The sequence below is a fragment of the Moorena producens PAL-8-15-08-1 genome, from assembly GCF_001767235.1.
GTDB lineage: Bacteria > Cyanobacteriota > Cyanobacteriia > Cyanobacteriales > Coleofasciculaceae > Moorena > Moorena producens_A.
This window is the reverse complement of sequence record NZ_CP017599.1, coordinates 7,215,685-7,233,373: the sequence shown is the minus strand read 5'-3', so window position 1 is coordinate 7,233,373 and position 17,689 is coordinate 7,215,685. Positions and strand designations below refer to the sequence as shown.

18 protein-coding genes are annotated in these 17,689 nt (G+C 43.8%); 9 read left to right on the top strand and 9 right to left on the bottom strand.

All coding sequences use genetic code 11. The features are described 5' to 3' along the window. Positions 1–104 precede the first annotated feature (104 nt). Both BJP34_RS26570 and BJP34_RS26565 read left to right on the top strand, forming a co-directional pair. Complete coding sequence (locus BJP34_RS26570) at positions 105–986, top strand: 4-hydroxybenzoate solanesyltransferase (RefSeq protein WP_070396896.1); 882 nt, start codon at positions 105–107, stop codon at positions 984–986. Positions 987–1,475: 489 nt separating this feature from the next. Then, positions 1,476–1,886 carry a hypothetical protein gene (locus BJP34_RS26565; RefSeq protein WP_070394938.1) on the top strand — a complete coding sequence of 137 codons (411 nt, stop codon included), beginning with the start codon at positions 1,476–1,478 and terminating at the stop codon, positions 1,884–1,886. Between the two features lie 231 nt (positions 1,887–2,117). Here the strand turns inward: BJP34_RS26565 and BJP34_RS26560 are convergent, their stop codons facing one another. The 3 genes from BJP34_RS26560 to BJP34_RS26550 all read right to left on the bottom strand — a co-directional run bounded on the left by BJP34_RS26560 (position 2,118) and on the right by BJP34_RS26550 (position 4,451). Further along, positions 2,118–2,465 carry a ribulose bisphosphate carboxylase small subunit gene (locus BJP34_RS26560; RefSeq protein ID WP_070394937.1) on the bottom strand — a complete coding sequence of 116 codons (348 nt, stop codon included), beginning with the start codon at positions 2,463–2,465 and terminating at the stop codon, positions 2,118–2,120. Positions 2,466–2,549: 84 nt separating this feature from the next. Beyond that, a complete protein-coding gene (rcbX, locus tag BJP34_RS26555; protein ID WP_070396895.1) occupies positions 2,550–2,939 on the bottom strand; it encodes a RuBisCO chaperone RbcX in 390 nt (129 codons plus the stop codon). Positions 2,940–3,020: 81 nt separating this feature from the next. Further along, positions 3,021–4,451, bottom strand: a complete 1,431-nt coding sequence (locus BJP34_RS26550) for a form I ribulose bisphosphate carboxylase large subunit (protein WP_070394936.1) — start codon at positions 4,449–4,451, stop codon at positions 3,021–3,023. Positions 4,452–5,195: 744 nt separating this feature from the next. Here BJP34_RS26550 and BJP34_RS26545 point away from each other — a divergent pair. Then, on the top strand, positions 5,196–6,341 hold the full coding sequence (locus BJP34_RS26545) for a ligand-binding sensor domain-containing protein (RefSeq protein WP_070394935.1): 1,146 nt from the start codon (positions 5,196–5,198) through the stop codon (positions 6,339–6,341). Positions 6,342–6,379: 38 nt separating this feature from the next. On the opposite strand, the gene BJP34_RS26540 is transcribed toward BJP34_RS26545, so the two are convergent. Continuing rightward, positions 6,380–6,598, bottom strand: a complete 219-nt coding sequence (locus BJP34_RS26540; RefSeq protein WP_070394934.1) for a hypothetical protein — start codon at positions 6,596–6,598, stop codon at positions 6,380–6,382. Here BJP34_RS26540 and BJP34_RS26535 point away from each other — a divergent pair. Next, on the top strand, positions 6,597–7,844 hold the full coding sequence (locus tag BJP34_RS26535; protein WP_070394933.1) for an RNA-guided endonuclease InsQ/TnpB family protein: 1,248 nt from the start codon (positions 6,597–6,599) through the stop codon (positions 7,842–7,844). The two genes, BJP34_RS26540 and BJP34_RS26535, sit on opposite strands and share 2 nt — an antisense overlap. Positions 7,845–7,884: 40 nt before the next feature. On the opposite strand, the gene BJP34_RS26530 is transcribed toward BJP34_RS26535, so the two are convergent. Next, positions 7,885–8,610, bottom strand: a complete 726-nt coding sequence (locus BJP34_RS26530; protein ID WP_070394932.1) for a hypothetical protein — start codon at positions 8,608–8,610, stop codon at positions 7,885–7,887. Positions 8,611–8,719: 109 nt separating this feature from the next. On the opposite strand from BJP34_RS26530, the gene cobU reads away from it, so the two are divergent. The 4 genes from cobU (at position 8,720) to BJP34_RS26510 (ending at position 11,673) form a co-directional block, all read left to right on the top strand. After that, a complete protein-coding gene (cobU, locus tag BJP34_RS26525) occupies positions 8,720–9,325 on the top strand; it encodes a bifunctional adenosylcobinamide kinase/adenosylcobinamide-phosphate guanylyltransferase (protein ID WP_070394931.1) in 606 nt (201 codons plus the stop codon). Positions 9,326–9,414: 89 nt separating this feature from the next. Next, positions 9,415–9,960, top strand: coding sequence for an IS607 family transposase (locus BJP34_RS26520; RefSeq protein ID WP_070394930.1), 546 nt, complete (start codon positions 9,415–9,417; stop codon positions 9,958–9,960). Then, on the top strand, positions 9,845–11,158 hold the full coding sequence (locus BJP34_RS26515; protein WP_083305353.1) for an RNA-guided endonuclease InsQ/TnpB family protein: 1,314 nt from the start codon (positions 9,845–9,847) through the stop codon (positions 11,156–11,158). Before BJP34_RS26520 ends, BJP34_RS26515 begins: the two co-directional genes overlap by 116 nt. A gap of 83 nt (positions 11,159–11,241) precedes the next feature. After that, complete coding sequence (locus BJP34_RS26510) at positions 11,242–11,673, top strand: hypothetical protein (protein WP_070394928.1); 432 nt, start codon at positions 11,242–11,244, stop codon at positions 11,671–11,673. 552 nt (positions 11,674–12,225) lie between these two features. On the opposite strand, the gene BJP34_RS26505 is transcribed toward BJP34_RS26510, so the two are convergent. Further along, the gene (locus BJP34_RS26505) at positions 12,226–13,554 is read right to left on the bottom strand and encodes an IS701 family transposase (protein WP_070391308.1); all 1,329 of its coding nucleotides are present in this window, start codon (positions 13,552–13,554) and stop codon (positions 12,226–12,228) included. Positions 13,555–13,647: 93 nt separating this feature from the next. Here BJP34_RS26505 and BJP34_RS44575 point away from each other — a divergent pair, with 93 nt between their 5' ends. Continuing rightward, a complete protein-coding gene (locus tag BJP34_RS44575) occupies positions 13,648–13,839 on the top strand; it encodes a hypothetical protein (RefSeq protein WP_158517490.1) in 192 nt (63 codons plus the stop codon). Between the two features lie 88 nt (positions 13,840–13,927). Here the strand turns inward: BJP34_RS44575 and BJP34_RS26500 are convergent, their stop codons facing one another. From BJP34_RS26500 to BJP34_RS26490, 3 genes are all read right to left on the bottom strand, one after another. Continuing rightward, positions 13,928–15,376 (bottom strand): c-type cytochrome, encoded by a 1,449-nt coding sequence (locus BJP34_RS26500; protein WP_070394927.1) that lies wholly within the window; start codon positions 15,374–15,376, stop codon positions 13,928–13,930. 75 nt (positions 15,377–15,451) lie between these two features. Next, the gene (locus BJP34_RS26495) at positions 15,452–15,880 is read right to left on the bottom strand and encodes a hypothetical protein (protein ID WP_070394926.1); all 429 of its coding nucleotides are present in this window, start codon (positions 15,878–15,880) and stop codon (positions 15,452–15,454) included. Positions 15,881–15,968: 88 nt separating this feature from the next. Continuing rightward, positions 15,969–17,435: a hypothetical protein gene (locus tag BJP34_RS26490; RefSeq protein ID WP_070394925.1), complete on the bottom strand. Its 1,467-nt coding sequence runs from the start codon at positions 17,433–17,435 to the stop codon at positions 15,969–15,971. Positions 17,436–17,689 lie beyond the last annotated feature (254 nt).

The window sequence follows — 17,689 nt, the reverse complement described above, 5'->3', positions numbered from 1 at the left end:
GCGATAGCCAGGTGGTGGAAGCTTCATATTCCTCTGATTCGAGGAAACAATCCGGAAAATTACCTACAAACAAAATTACCAACAAACGAGTCACCATTCCTGCTATGCTTACCCAGCCAAACCCCAATCCCATACCCACCTGGCTAGCCATTATGCGACTGTTGCGATGGGATAAGCCAACTGGACGATTGATTTTAATGGTGCCAGCACTGTGGGCAGTTTTTTTAGCAGCCCAAGGGAAACCACCGATTCCCCTGGTTGCTGTGATTGTTCTTGGAACTTTAGCCACCAGTGCTGCTGGCTGTGTAATTAATGACGTTTGGGATCACAATATTGATTCCCAAGTGGCGCGAACTCGCTCACGCCCTTTGGCATCCAAAGCCCTATCGGTCAAAGTTGGTGTAGTAGTTGCCTTAGTTGCTATGGTCTGCGCTGGGGTGATTGCTCTGTATCTTAATCCTTTCACCTTTGGGCTTTGCGTGGCCGCTGTACCAGTAATTGTGTTTTACCCATCTGCCAAGCGAGTGTTTCCTGTACCGCAACTGGTTATGGCAATTGCTTGGGGTTTTGCTGTACTGATTAGTTGGAGTGCCATTACTACTACTCTAGAACCAGCTACCTGGTTACTCTGGGGAGCAACAGTACTTTGGGCATTGGGATTTGACACAGTCTATGCCATGCCAGACCGGGAGGATGACCAGAGGATTGGGGTGCGCTCTAGTGCCTTGTTTTTCGGTAAGTATGCTGCTGATGCCGTAGGTGTGTTCTTTGCTGGTACTGCTAGCTTGCTTGCTGGCCTCGGGGTTGTGATGGATCTCCAACTGGGCTTTTGGTTAGTGCTAGCGATCGCGACAGTAGTCTGGATTTGGCACTATACTAGACTACGAAAGCCCAATCATCCCACATCTGTCTATGGAGAGATTTTTCGCCAAAATGTCTGGATTGGCTTTGTGCTACTGGCCGGGATGATTATTGGTAGTAATTAGGGACTTGCATCTAAAAAAAATACCAATTAAAGTAGGGTGGGCGAAGTAATCTCAGAAAAGTTGCTAGTTATTCTTAGAAAGAGTAGCTCTTGATACCAATAATGGAAAGTTGAGTATCTAGGGATACTACTATTTGGTGTGTGGAAGGAATTTTGAGGTATTTTTTTGATAATTACCCACTGATAACTAGCAACTAGCTAATCTAATCTAGAATACTCAACAAAACTAAACTTTTTTTGCCTGCCCTACAAGCTAAAAACTTGTATTGTGTTTCTTGGCTAGTCTCTTAGTATTTTAAAAATTGCTACACAGTTAATTGTTCATTAAAAACAGTTAATTGTTAATTTTTAATGCTCTGTTTTGCCTTTTGTCTGCAAGGCTTTTACCTAATGTTTCTTTCAGAGAAAAGATGGGAAATCTAATAGTGTGCAATTGTTAAAATAGTCCGAATGAGCTCATCTGGGCTAATTTTTGTAGAGGTTAAAAAGCATGAACATCAAACGATACCAGCTATCAATTATCAGTGCCTGTTTGTTTGCTCTCGTCAGCCCAACCGTGGGTTATTCTCAAGAACCTGAAACTATCCTCGAAAAACCTGAAACTCTTTCTGAAGAGGCTGAGACTATTCCTCAAAAACCATTGACTATCCCTGAAGAAGCTGAGACTATCCTCCAACAATCTGAGATTGGTTATACACCTGAGTTTGTCAATTTTTACATGGGGCAATGTGTTGGCACTAAGGGCTCAGAGGCTCAGGCGTTTTGTCAGTGTACCATTGATAAAATTCAAGAAAAATACCCCTATGAAGAGTTTCTAGGTATTGGTCTAGAAATTACTGGTGGTGCGGAACCTCCTGAAGATTTCAATAAACTGATTAAGTCTTGTGAAGCTGAGAATTAGTAATTAGACATCATAGGTGAGAATTAGCGATTAGTCGTTGCGATGTTTGAGCTAAACGTTAATTTTAGCCATAGGTCTATGAGTCATTAGTTATTACTAACAACAAAATCGGCAATTTTTGATTGTTAATTGCCATTCTTATCATGACAGCCCCCCGAGCTTGCTCGGGGGGCTAATAATAGCATTTCATTCAACTATGAATGCCTTAGCCTTTAGTAGTAAAAGCTGCAGTTACCAACGGCTGCGGCTAACACCGTCATTAGGCTTGTGAATGATGAAACTGAGAACTTGGCACTGCTTAACGTTATCAAAACCCACAACCCGGATATAGCAGTCGCGGTATTCAGAGCGACACTCATCCACTTCAGCTAGCACATCTTTAGGTGAAGTAGCCTTGAACAAAGGCAGTTTCCATAATGTCCAGTAGTAAATCTCTGGTTCAGAGCTTTCGTTGAACTCGATCGCAGGGATGTAACCTTCCGCTAAGATGTACTCCACTTGCCGCATAATCTGAGAGTCACTCAGGGGGGGTAAGTAGGAAAGGGTTTCGTAACGACGCTCTTTTGGTAATGTTTTCATAGATTTTGATGCTCTGTTTGATTCTCTGTTGAAGTATAGGTATGAAATTTGGGGGATAGCAGGTAACGTCTTCGGTTGAACCAATTAGGTGTCCGAATCAGTTTTCTGCTCAGAATTAGTTGGGTTATCTGGAAGAGTGAATTGCGTGATGCGCTCAAGATGCTGACGCCGATGTTCTATATTCGACTGCTGGATACTGGTGCAAACCATTTCAGGTAAGAACTCGGCCACTTCGTCTGCAATATGTTGCCGCACAGTCATAATCCGCAACGCTAATTCAGGTTTAGCCCGCAGTAATTCCTCAAGATAAGCGTCTCCATCTTGGATACTTTGTTGTGAGGAAAAAGACTGTAGCCAAAGCGCTCGGGGAGGGTCGGTTTCTCTTAACTGGTTTACCACTGTCCGCAGTGCTTGATAGGTCATATAGCTAGCCAGCACCTTGGCTGTATCTTTCGCAACTCGTTTTAAATCCATGGTTGAACCCAGTCTTTTAGAAAAAGTTATGAAGTCTAAAGTATGACGTTTCATACTTCAAACTTCACACCTCAAACTGCATCAGACGGTATCCATTGCCTCGAACTCGAACTTGATTTCCTTCCACAGTTCGCAAGCAACTGCCAACTCAGGACTCCACTTAGCAGCTTCCCGGATAATGTCACCACCTTCACGCATCAGGTTACGACCTTCGTTACGAGCTTGGATACAAGCTTCTAGAGCTACCCGGTTTGCAGTAGCACCAGGAGCATTACCCCATGGGTGACCTAGAGTACCACCACCGAATTGTAGGCAGGAATCATCACCAAAGATTTCGACTAGCGCAGGCATGTGCCAAACGTGAATACCACCAGAAGCCACTGGCATTACACCAGGCATGGAAGCCCAGTCTTGAGTGAAGTAAATACCCCGTTCGCGGTCTTGCTCAATGTGGTCTTCCCGCATCAGGTCAACGAAGCCCATGGTGATACCTTTTTCACCTTCAAGCTTACCGACTACAGTACCGGAGTGGAGGTGGTCACCACCGGACATGCGCAAGCACTTAGCCAAGACGCGGAAGTGCATACCGTGGTGTTTCTGACGGTCAATCACAGCGTGCATAGCGCGGTGGATGTGCAGCAGAACGCCATTATCACGGCACCAACGAGCCAGAGTGGTGTTGGCGGTAAAGCCACCAGTGAGGTAGTCGTGCATGATGATGGGCATGTTCAGGGACTTAGCAAACTCAGCCCGCTTCATCATCTCCTCGCAGGTGGGAGCAGTGACGTTGAGGTAGTGACCTTTGATTTCGCCAGTTTCAGCTTGGGATTTGTGGATTGCTTCTGCTACGAACAAGAAGCGATCGCGCCAGCGCATGAAGGGCTGGGAGTTAATGTTTTCGTCGTCTTTGGTGAAGTCCAGACCACCGCGCAAGCACTCATATACTGCACGACCGTAGTTCTTAGCGGATAGACCTAGCTTGGGCTTAATGGTACAACCAAGCAAAGGACGACCATACTTATTCAGCTTGTCCCGCTCTACAACAATCCCGTGGGGAGGTCCTTGGAAGGTTTTGAGGTAAGCAATGGGAATCCGCAAGTCTTCTAAGCGCAGTGCTCGCAGAGCTTTGAAACCAAAAACGTTACCCACGATGGAGGTCAGCATGTTGGTGACTGAGCCTTCTTCAAACAGATCCAGTGGGTAGGCAATAAAGCAGATGAACTGGTTGTCTTCCCCACGTACTGGTTCGATGTCGTAGCAACGACCTTTGTAACGGTCTAGGTCAGTCAGCAAGTCAGTCCAAACTGTTGTCCAGGTACCCGTAGAAGACTCAGCTGCAACCGCTGCACCGGCTTCTTCCGGAGGTACACCAGGCTGCGGTGTTACGCGAAACGCTGCCAAAATATCCGTATCTTTTGGAGTATAATCTGGCGTATAATAAGTTAATTTATAGTCTTTTACACCGGCATCGTAGCCAGCTTTTGTCTGAGTACTGGTTGATGAGTAAGACATGCGTTGCTTCCTTAGGAACTACTGAATGTTGCTATCGCTAGAATAGATTTTCTTTTCTTAGTGTTGTTTGTTGCTCCTAGCTAAGAGAACAAACAACCCATCTAGGCTTGTTGTCTAAGCCTGAAGAAGGGCACAACACCGATTCCACAATCACCTGTTTGTGGCTAATGTTGGGGATTACCTGTAGCCTTACTTACTAACCCAACCGCTCCGCTGATTGGTAAACGGTTGCTAGTCAGTCAAGTCGCTCAGGTAATTCAGAATTTCTTAATCATTTTGAAATATAGCAGGTAATGGGAACACTTAAACCTCAAATATTCTTTAGGAATGTATCAGCTCCTCTTATAACATGACGAAATGTAAATATTTATCACAGTATTGTCACAAAACCGAGCAAATTGACTTATTATTAATAGCTTGACTAGGTTTGGCAGCGGGGTTAAAAACCAAAAGTATATAATGTAGAACTTTAACAGTTGCGCTATAGCTCGTGAGGGCGCAACCATTGCGCTCCTACAATCCCCCCTAAAATTAGGGCGTTGCTGAATTAAGGAATGAATGCGCGATCATCTGGTTTTATTAAAGCCCCCGTTGGTCCCCCAATTCTGGGGGACTTTGAGAGTTTTCCCCCCCAGAATTGGGGGGCTAGGGGGGCGAAACCATACTCAGAATCAGCAACGCCAAAATTAGGACCCGTGCAACGGATGCAAGGGTAATTCCTGATCAACAAAAGACTTAATCAAGATGCTGAAAATAATGGCATGCTTAACTAACCGTATCGGTCTGGTAATCAGTGCTACACTGCTGGGGCAAATATTACCGGTGTCCATCCCAGACAGTGAGCCAAACAACTATTTTTCAGATTCATCAACAGCGATCGCTCAGACACAGTTATCCACTGACTCGGTAAACAAAGAGGTATCCCCCCCCACCTCCCTTAGAAACCCTCCGCCGCCCACTAGACCTTTACCTGATCAACGTCTCAGGCAAGAAACCCAGCCCCTGCCAGCGGATTTTCGGGTGTCTGCTTTGCAACCAGATTTTACCGGCGAGCTTTGGGTGGGCTCTTGGCTAGGATTAACAAGAATTGACCCTAATAGTGGAAAAATCCGCACTCGCCTAAGTCTGCCCAATTACACTGTTGGTGCGATAGCTCAGGATCGGGTAGGGCGGATTTGGTTAGGAACCTATGAAGGACTATTGCGTATAGACCCTCGTAATAATGAAATTAATGCCCAAAACTTTACCTTACCGTCTAATCATGTGTTGTCCTTGTTGATTGACACTCGTGGCTATCTTTGGGTAGGAAGCGATCGCGGTCTGGCTCTGATTAGCCCTGACCAGGGATTGTTGATGACAACCTTACAAGAATTACCCGGTGTCAGTGCCAATGCTCTGACTCTAGATGAAGAGGGTCAGCTGTGGGTGGGCACTCTAGAAGGGCTAGTGCGAGTGGATACTGCTAGTGCTTTTGTGATTGCTCGCATTAAGAATTTACCAGGAAACACCGTGCAAACCTTGACCAGAGGACCGGACGGAATGCTATGGGCTGGCACTCCTAATAGTTTAGTGGTGATTAACCCAGAAACTTACGAAGTGTTCAGGTCTGTAACTCCCCTAAGAGGACGTAATGTCACTGCTGTGCAGTTTGATCTAGATGGTAATGTTTGGGTTGGTACAGATAATGGTTTATTTAAAATAAAACGAGACAGTGGAGAAGTGTTGGCTAAACTAGGCAAGCTACCCTCTAGTCGTATTCTGGCATTAGCTCCTAATACTGGTAACAAGTTATGGATCGGAACTTCGGAAGGACTAGCTTGGGTGAGCATGACTACAGGTCGCATCGAACCCCATTTGGGCTTTGTTAGAGAGATTCCAGGTAGTTTCTAGCTTGGGAAGCATCGGCTCTAAGTGAGTGCGATCGCACCTCAAGCAGCGTCGGCTTTGCCGAAAGCGTGACCAAAGGTCAATCGCAAAAAAAAATTGACGCTCCCATCAGCAGCTTTGATTAACCTTTTTTCACGGAATTCCCCATCCTTCTTCAGGGTGGGGATGGATAGGGAGGGCGTTGCTAAGCCAATTATTTTTAGTATTTGAGATTTTAACACTCGTGCGGCTGTGTGGTAAAATCCGGTTATGCTTACCATGAACTACACTTACCGTATTTATCCAGACCTGCACCAATCGGCAACAATGCTCGAATGGCTGGAAACGTCGCGCCAGGTTTATAACCGTGCATTGGGCGAACTTAAGGACTGGATCAACTCCCGTAAGTGTTTGATGGATAGGTGTTCATTGAATCGGGAATACATTATTCCCGCCGACGTCCCTTTTCCATCTTATCATCGTCAGCAAAATGATTTGCCTAAATTGAAACAGACCTGGCCAGACCTCAAGAATGTTTATTCTCAAGTGTTGCAAACTACGATTCGGAGGTTGCATGACACATGGAAAGCATTTCAAAAACGTGGTTTTGGATTTCCAAGGTTTAAGAAGTTTGGACAATTCAAGTCTTTCTTGTTTCCACAGTTCAAAGACAACCCAATTAATGGCTTTGAAATTAAACTGCCCAAGATTGGAAGTATCCTAATTAGCTATAGTCGCCCAATTCCAGATGGATTTAAAGTCAAGCAAGTAAGGGTGTTGTCTAAGGCTCGTGGAACCCAATGGTATGTAATTGTTTCGATTCAATCTCAAGTGTCGATTCCCGATATTTCTGTTCATGGTAGAGCGATTGGCATTGACTTGGGATTGGAGCGATTCGCCACCACATCTGATGGCAACTTTTTTGAACGTCCTAAGTTTTTGAAGTCTCAATACAGCAAGCTGAAATTGCTGCAACGTCGAGCCGCACGAAAACAAAAGCGTTCTGCTAACTGGGAAAAAGCTCAAATCAAGGTGGCGCGATTGCATAATGAGATTACCGCCAAGCGCAAAGACTTCCATTACAAAACGGCACATAACCTTTGTGACCAAGCTCAAACCATTTTTGCAGAAGACCTGAATACAGTTGGACTCAACCGAGGGATGCTCCGCAAAGAGTGTATTGATGCATCCTTTGGGGCGTTTCTTTCTCGCCTGGAATGGGTGTGCTGGAAACGGGGGGTATTTTTTATGCGAGTCAATCCCAACGGTACAAGTCAAACCTGTCCAAGTTGCGGCGCAACTGTGGGTAAGCCCCTTGGGGAAAGGGTTCATCATTGTCCTGAATGTGGATACCAGACTCATCGCGATCATGCGGCTGCCGAGATGGTGTTATGGCGTGGAGTAAACTCAGTACCCGTGGGCAATCGGGGAATGGAAACTGCCTGTGCAGGCGTACTAGCGGGGGCTCAAACCTCTAGCCAAGTGCCGAAATCCCGCCAGGGAACAACCAGGAACTCCAAGAAGTGATTCTTCGGAATCCCCATCCCTCTATAGGGTGGGGAGGATGTCAAGGCCTATTTAGCTGAGAGTGCATCACAGTTAATGTTTCTGCTAGTTGACTAAGGCGATCTTCGAGGTATTTTTTCCGAATCAATAGTTGTCGCAGTTTTTGATAACGAGCGATGGCCATGCTCACACTGGGAACCTGATCTGCTGGACAAAACCTTGACCAAGATTGACCCTGCTCATCCAAGCCACAAAGACGATAACCAGTACGAGGAGATTGATAGGTAACATTAGTATTAGATTGCTCAACCGCTTCATCCACATAGTCCATCATCCGGTCACCATTGGCTAGTCTTACTGTCCCTATGGCATCTTGGGGTTGACTCGCTTGAGACTCTAACCAGCCATCAACAATTGGTCCTTCTAGGTATAGGTCTTGAATTTGCCGGAGGATTTTGTGCAGTTCCTGCTGCCAACCCAGAACAATTCCCTCAATGTCTTGCAACAGATTCATGGCCAAAGCTGGGTTAGCACCATGGCGATGGTTTCCCAGTTTAGGGTATTTTAATCTAGGCAGAGTCGGTATCTTCTGTTCATCCTGGCGAGTCGGGAACGGTTGTACTGCCATCGAGAAAGAAGGTTCCTTTTTAGTTCTACGACTGACTACACCTGCTTGTTGGTGATTAGTTTGATCAGCCACAGCTGGGGATGGTTGTGATGAATCAGTGGCACTAGTTTTTGCTAACTGATTTAGTGTTGTCTCGATCCGTCGCAATTTTGATTTCATGAAGACTAATTTGAGTAAATATAGTTGATATCAAGGGGGAAGATGCCCAATATTGCTGAACTATAAGCTCTATTAATTTTGACTAAAGCGAAGATAACTCCCAATAGCCTTGAATACTAATAAATTTACCAGTAACAAATTTACCAGTAATTTAATTTTAGTCACCGGACCATCCAGGTCTGGAAAAAGCGAGTGGGCAGAAACCCTGGCGATGCAGACTGGGAAATCGGTAATATACGTTGCTACTGCCACAACCAACCCGGATGATCCAGAGTGGCTGGCCCGGATTGAAAAACATCAGCAGCGACGCCCCAGTTCCTGGACAACCCTTTTGGTCCCACTGGACTTGGCAGGAACAATTACCAACTATTCTGACATCAATCACTGCCTGTTAGTAGATTCTCTAGGAACCTGGGTTGCCAATTGCTTACAACAGAATGATACCGTTTGGCAGCAAACGTTACAAAACTTATGGAATAGTTTGACCAAGGTTAAAGGTTCTGTAATTTTTGTTGCAGAAGAGGCTGGCTGGGGAGTAGTTCCAGCATATCCTATGGGTAGGGCGTTTCGCGATCGCCTCGGAAATGTGGTGCGTTATTTGGGGCACTTGGCTAACCCAGTCTACTTAGTCACCGGCGGTCATGTGCTTAATCTCAGTACTCTGGGTCAACCATTACCCTATAAGGGTACTGTTGGCGAATCACCTCAAACCTAATCAAATCTATGGCAAGAGGAGGCTTGTGAAAGTTGAAAAAAATGTCCAATAATCTCCCACTATCTACAAGTAGATGGTAGATTATCTCGATGACGCTTGTACCACTCCGTAAGGCGGTCGAACTTACGGGACTCTCCAAGAACACTTTAAGGAAGTATGCAGAGGATGGGACGATCAGATGTGAGAAGACCCCAGGAGGAACTAGGCTCTTTGACACAGAAAGCTTGCTTAGTCTTGGGCGACGACAACCAAGGCAACCAACAACCATCTGTTATTGTCGAGTCAGTAGCAACAAGCAAAGAGACGACCTCGCCAGACAAATCGCCTACCTGCATTCCCTCTTCCCGGAAGCAGAAATCATCTTTGACATTGGGTCAGGACTCAACTACAAAAGGAAAGGACTTAAAGCCATACTGGAACGGATTGTGCGCGGAGATCAGCTCACAATTGTTGTTGCCTGTAGAGACCGACTTACCCGATTCGGGTTTGAACTCATTGAGTACTTGGTCAGTCTCAACGGTGGAAAAATCCTGGTTCTCGACCAATCTGAAAGCTGCCCGGAATCAGAACTTACCGCAGATCTTCTCTCCATCATTCATGTCTTCTCAAGCCGTGTCCACGGACTCCGAAAATAGGGCAAAAAAATCAAAGAAGATTCGAGTGTTCCTAAGCCCTGAACAACGTTCTATGGTTCGTCAGTGGTTTGGAGTTTCCCGTTACGTTTTCAATAAGACCGTCAAAATACTTGAAAATGGCGAAGTCAAGGCTAATTGGAAAGCTATTAAAACTGGAATATTAAACGACCTTCCTCAATGGTGCAAGACAGTACCTTATCAAATCAAGTCTATAGCGATAAAGGATGCTTGCACCGCTGTTAGGGAGGCCAAGAAGAAATATAAAAAGACTTCCCAGATTAATCGTGTTAGATTTAGGTCTAGGAAGAACCCTGTTCAATCTTGTTATATCCCCAAATCAGCGGTTTCAGATCAAGGAATTTACCATACCAAACTAGGGGTAGTAACCTTTACTGAGACTCTTCCTGAGAATATCTGTGATTGTCGATTAACCAGTACAAATGGGGATTATTATCTTGTAATCCCCCATAAGGTAACTAGTATCAAAGCCGAAAACCAAGGTAGAGTAGTTGCTTTAGATCCTGGAGTCAGGACTGTCTTGATGCAGTCGCTCATGGGGGAAACCCCCAAGACCGCGCTGCATCGCTTTTTGACATTCTTTAGCGAGACTTCTGTTGGAAAGATTGGTAATGGCGATTTCTCTCGGATTCAACGCTTATGCCAACACCTGGATAATCTAATCTCGAAGATCAGTAAAGCATTAGGTGGACAGAAGCGTCGGACAAGGAAAGCCGCTAGGCGGATGATTATCAGGATCCAAAATCTGGTCAACGAACTTCATCATAAAGCTGCCAGATTTTTGGTTGACAACTTCGATGTGATATTGCTTCCCACTTTTGAGACTTCCCAGATGTCGAAGAGAAGCCTACGCAAGCTATTATCCAAGACAGTTCGCAATATGCTCTGTTTTGCCCATTATCGTTTTAAAGAATTTCTCAAACATAAAGCCCAAGAAACGGGAAAGATTGTCGTAGATGTCTGTGAGGCGTATACCAGTAAGACTGTTAGCTGGACTGGGGAGCTAGTCAACATTGGCGGAAGCAAAGTAATTAAATCAAAAGTTGATGGCCGAACAATGGATCGCGACATTAACGGCGCTCGTGGGATATTCCTACGGGCTTTGGGAGATACCCCCTGGCTGAGAAATCAGCTTGCATTAGTGAGCCAAGATCTGCTTTTGGTAGATTCTGGTAGCTAAAAAGTATCGGAAGAAGCTTCCTAGCTCAGTTGTTTATTCAACGGGTTAAAACTGACTAATAACAACTAATTACCAACAAAACCATGGCATCTGAAGCACAAGTCAAACGCTATCTCACCTACTGGTTCCAGTTAGGCAAAAAAGTTGTGATGCGCAATGGTTTTTCAGCTATGCACCCACAATCACTTACAAATGGCAAGCACTACAGCCAAGAATTTGAAACGATTTGGCAGCTAGTCATTTCACCAGAGACTGGTGATTGTTACCTGGAAGGAACTGATGAAACAATTGCGGAGTTATTAACACCCAAGTGGGATATACTCCCTTGTTCCCGTTGTGATATGCCTTTACCCATTAAAACCGCTGGCATACCACCAACCTGTTGTCCCTGTTTTGATCTACCCACATGGCCCAACACAGAATTGCCAGCACCACGAGATCCAGTGTGTAGTCAAACCGAACTAAGAGGGATTTGCGATCGCTTAAATCAAATTACTGATAATAAAATTACTTAAGAGAGTATAAAAAAAATGGCTCTTCCGTACTTGTTATGCTAAATTAACAGTTTAGGTAAGGGAGCAGGGAGCAGGGACTGAGGCCGTTGGCCACGCTACGCGAACGGAGCAGTGGAAAGAGGCAGTATGCGCGAAATTTTTGTTAATTAAATAGCCTCATAATCCTGTCTTGATGCAGTCGCTCATGGGGGAAACCACGGCAGTCGCTCATGGTTTGAAGTTACCGTAAGACAGGCTCGCCTTAATCAATAAGTTTTCCCCCTTTTCTGCATAGCCGACCAACCATAAAGGCTCAACTGTCTAAGGTTTCGTCTCCGGGGGGGACCCCCAAGACCGCGCTGCCTTCCCAAGACCGCGCTGCATCGCTTGTAGAGTAAGCTTTCGGTTTTTTTTAACTGAAAATTTAGCATACTAGGTACTGAAGAACCAAAAAAATAAAATACCAGTTTTTAGCTTGTAGAGTCGCCCCAAAAAAAAATTGGTTATTTTGATAATTATTATATATCCCTCTTCTGTCACTCTCCGAATTCAATGATTAACAAATAAGTCAGATTATCCAGAATTAAAAAAGAATTGATATTGATTAATTTCACTAATTAGCTGATTCAATCCCAGCAATAATTTACTATTAGGCAAAATATCTAACCAGGGAAAAATAATCCATAACATCATAATTGGTTGAATCAGTAAACGAAAATTGTTTAACACATTCTTCCATCCACCTTTATGATTCCATTGTTGATGATTACTCACCTGGATATCATCAGCATCTTTCACCTTATTGGCTACTTCTGTCGATTTATTTAAAGATAAAAAAGCTGGAGAATTTAAACTAATCATGGTGTACACACAAAAAATTATTTCCCACCATTTTTCGATATCCTTAAACTTAGTAAAACGGTAATCTGTCCATCCTAATTCTTGTTTACACTGACGAAAAGCATACTCTACCCATGTTCTTAATCCATACAAATCTCCCAAGATTTTCTTGAGATTACCTTTCAAATTAGTCATCACAAAAGATGTTCCATTCTCTGGCATAGTTTTTGGGTCTGTGGTTATTTCCCAGTAAGTTATGGCTCTCTTTTTTCCATATACTATTTCTCTAATGTATCTAGTTTCGGATTTTTGATTACTAAATGTTCTGGTAAATTTACACCACTTATTCGCTCTAACCCTCTGTTCACTTGGCATCCAGACTCCATGATTACTCCTAATTGCTACTACATAAGACAATTTAGTTTTCTCTAATGTTCTAATAAACTGGCTACTTTCACCATACAGACTATCCGCTAATACTCGTTCTATATTTAATCCTTCTTCTACTAATTCTTCTAGGATTTCTGAGGCTAACTCTATTTTAGTTTTGTACTTATCTTCCCATTTTAATGTTCCTCTTGGTTTGAAGATTTTGCCTACCAATGGAAATGTTATATTTTGATACACCCCGTAAGCATTAACTGACACTATTCCATTATCTACTTTTCCGATACTTCCTAGATATTGCCTTGCTACATAGTCCGTTTTTTTCCCTTTCTTTCTATCCCCGGTTTCATCAATTATTACCGTGATTTTTTCCGAGTTTAATGCTTTGAGCATCCGACTTAATCTTCGGGATTTTAATTCAGTCGCTGACCAAGGAGAATTGGCTAAAAAATGATGGAGTGACTGAGCAGATTTTATGCCTACTACCTTAGCTATTTCTGGTAGCGACTTTCTCTTTATCGGTGAGATTATTCCTAAATGTAAATATTTGAAACATTCATAACTTCTTACTTCTGAAAACAGGTCTTTATAAGCCTCACAATATTGATCAATAACCGAAACTGTTGGTTGTGCATCTCTGGCACTATGTTTGAGAATCTGTAACTCTACATCCATTGCCCTATCTACTTTTGAGCTACCCAATCTGTTTATTCTCTTATTTTACTGCTCGGAGAGTGACAGAAGAGGGATATAGCGTATCTCATAGCTATGAGGTACACATTATTTTTTCCCTCTTGCCTCTTGCCTCTTGCCTCTTGCCTCTTGCCTCTTGCCTCTTGCCTCTTGCCTCTTGCCTCTTCACTGCTCCCTGCTCCCTGCTCCCTGCTCCCTAAAACCCATAGATTTGTACCTCATGGGTATAATAATTGCTATATATTACTCTGGTTTAATTTAAAGTGAAAGATTTCAGTAAAAACGATTAGTTTAATTGCAGCATATGGGGGAGTGTATCTGCCCCATATGCTAGTGCTCTAGACAGTCAAGGAGATCACAGAGTTTTCAGATATTCAATCAAGGCTTTTTTATCCTGTTCAGGTAAATCAGTACCATAGAGATGTCCTTGGTTACCGTTAGCTATAAGGCTAGTATCGTATCTGAAACCCTCCTTCTCAGCGTTTGCTCCCTCCGAGACAAAGCCGACTTTTTCGGGATCATAGACATCGTAGCCCCGGTAAAATACCTTCGTCCGGTTCTCAGGAGTTTCTAGTAAGTTGGTTAGATTAGGCACCGAACCATTATGGAGATAAGGAGCTCTTAGCCAAAGTCCATCAAGGGCTACTGCCACATAACCATTAGTCTTACGCAGGTAGTCAAAGTCCCATTCATAGCCTTCAGCGTATTCATTATAAGAGTCAGCTGCTTCCTGAGTCCACATATCTAAGCGGTTGCGGTCAGTACCAATCTCATCAATAGGAATAACAGTTCCTATCCGTTCTCCACCAAAAGCATGGCAGGATGCACAGGTATTGGCAAAAATCTCACTGCCTTTTGCTGCCAATGTCTGATTAACCTCAAAAGGATATGGGGGAGGAGGTAATTCAGTAATATAATCTTCTACCCGCTTTAAACCTTCGATATTAATCGACTTCCTAGTAGCACCATCACCGATTGCCCCAGTCTGGATGGTTTCCGTCAGTGACGTTTCTAAGCCATCCCAATGATAGGCAAATCCTTCATGCATCTTTTGATTCCAAATCGACATCATGTCGGAGTTGTCAACAGAATCATCTAGAGGTTGCTCTAAGTATCGAAACTTGCCAGGGTTGAACGGAGAGATCCGACCAGGTCCCCAGTCGGGACGGGAATCCATCCAAGCATATCCTTCCCCAAGTTCCAGAATTGATTTCCTAGTTTGAGGAATAATTACATAGCGATAAAGTAGTTTATCAAACCAAGAAAGCTCATAATTATATCCAATTTGTCCAAGAATATAGTCCGCTGTAAATCGTGGATCATTCGCACAAGCTTGCAGAAATCGGAGGTAGCCTTGAGAATCAAACTTACTTGAAGGTCCTCCTAAAATAATGGTAGGTTGATCTTTAGGATTTTCGCGAAATGTAGCCGTATGACAGGAAGCACAAGTTATGCCCTGACGGGGAAAACCAATAGTTTTTTTAGAAAAACCAATGGGCAATTCTTTCCCCTCTTCCCAGGTAATTCCCAAAGAGGTATAACCACCCGGTCCTGGTAGTTTATCTGGAAATATCCGGGGAAGCACCAGCCAAATTAAATACGGTAAACCTTCAGCATTTTCTGTGCCAATGGAACCATACTTGAAGTGTTCTTCTGGCGACTCATAATCGTAATAGGTGGGAGGATTGGGGTCTTCTCGAAATAGGTTGTACCATCCCACGTAGGCTACAACTCCAGCCAGCAAAAAAATACTAATAACAATGATTGTTATTAATTTCCCTAATTTCGTCTTCACCATTTCCATAACGTTATTCTTCTCCCTACTGCTAGATAGTGCTGAGTGCAGTGCTAGGTGATAAGTATTAGTATTCCCGAAAAGTTAGGAGAATCCCTTGACTATTTTTGAAATAAGGGGTTGTTCAGTTTGCAGGGCAAGGAATAAGAGAATTCCTTGGAGAACTGCGAAGAAAAGGTCAACCAAAGCGATACTCAGAAATCCCAGATCTTGACCAAATAACAAGACAGCCGTTATAAAAAACGTAGCTCCACCACCTCGTGTGACCAATATCGACATCCAAGCTGTTGCTTTATAGCGATAGGGATCCATGGCACCAGGAATGTATAAAATACTGATTTCCAGCAACAGCAATCCTGCAGCACGTACCCAGATAATCGGCACTGGGATTTGCATTTTTAATAACGAAAGCATGACTTCTGGAAAGAAGCATAAGGGAATGACAAAAAACACCACATTGATAATGATGCCAAGCCATACCACACAACCAAAGCATTTAGCGTAAGCGTTCATTTTACCTCTTGCTTGAATCTGTTGTTTTAATCTCTTTGTTTAATGTATTGGTTGGTTTTTGTAAATAATTGTTTACATTTATCCCTTACTAAAGGGTCTTCATGTACTCCACTAAGGCATCTTTTGCTTCTGGAGAGAGGTCAGTTCCATAAAGGTGACCACTATTTAAATTGCCAGGAATTGTTGTATAAATCTTAAAGAATTTGTTGGTATTATCCTCTGCTACATCGGAAACAAAACCAACCTTGTCCTGATCGAAAACATCATCACCCCGATAGAATTCTTTCGGTCGGTTTTCGGGGGTTTCTAACAAGTCTCTTAGGGTTGGTACTGAACCATTGTGTAAATAGGGAGCTCGTAGCCAAATTCCATCTAGGGGCACATTGGCATAGCCATTGGTCTTGCGGAAATGTTTGAAACGCCTTGGTGTGCCAACAAAGAGGGTATTTTGGTTAGAAAGCAGTTCATAGGTGTAGGAATCCAGACGATATCGGTCTGTACCAATTTCTTCAATAGGTGTTACCTTGCCAACCTTTGAACCACCAAAAGCATGGCAACTGGCGCAGTTGTTTTCATAAATTGGCTTACCCACTGCTGCCAAATTCTGGTTAATCTCATAGGGATAGGGCGGGGGTGGTAATTCCCACAGCCAATCAGCAACCCGTTGAATCCCATCCAAATCTACCGTGGTTGGTGTCACCCCTGCACCCAAAGCAGCGCTCAGGTTCCGCTCATCCACCGATTCATTATCACCATCCCAGTGCAACTGCAAACCTTCACGAGGCTTCTGATTCCAGATCGAGGGAAAATCTGCACCACCAATCAATTCATCAGGGTCTAACTGATCCATCGGGAAGCGAAATTGCAGGGATTTATAGGGATTAAACGTATCCACCCGCCCAGGACCGCGATCAGGTTGGTTATTTAAAAAGGCGAGTAGGCTACCCTGAGCAATTAAAGCATCCCGAGTCTGGGGAATAACCAGGTAGCGATAAATTAATTTCTGGATGGGGTTGAACTTTTCCCCTTGGGCTGCAATCTCTGCCAAAATCCGGTCGGCGTTGAATCGTGGATCAAATGCTACTTCCGAGATTAACTTGATGTACCCTGATAGATTGACCGTATTGGAAGGCATGGTGGTGATTACCCGGGGTGTACTATCGCGGGTATCTCGCACTGTACCAGCATGGCAGACTGCACAATTTAAACCAACACGGTCAACGAACATCCGACGCTTTGAAAAGCCGATGGGTCTGTCTTGTCCTGGTTCATAGATAAAGCCTAATGAAGCATAACCCTCACCGGGTAGCTTATCTGGAAAAATTGCTGGCAGTACTTTCCAGATCCAGTAGGGAACTCCATTCACTGGCTCGCTGCCGATGGAACCATACTTAAAGTGGTCATTAATATCTGCATATCTAACTGGGGAGTTGGATATCAACGGCCAAGCTATCACTAGGGTGATGACCAGTACAACTCCGATAATAAGAAGCCAAAACCGCTTTAAGCTTTTTAAAGCACCCTTGATTAGGGTTGGGTTTTCTGATTCACTCATCAATTTCTTACCTGTAATCTATAAAATAGTGCGTTAGTGTTCAGTGCTAAGTATTTAGTAGATCACGAATTACCCTTGTATCCAAAAATAAACGCCATTTGTAGGGGTACACAGCCGTGCCCCCTCAACCTATCTACCGTAATATCCTAACTCCTATAGAAAAAAGCATTCGAGGAAAGCGATTAGCCCGAAGGGCTACGCTACGCGAACGCATTCTCTATAAGATGTAAAGAAACATTTCTAGTTTCTTAGAA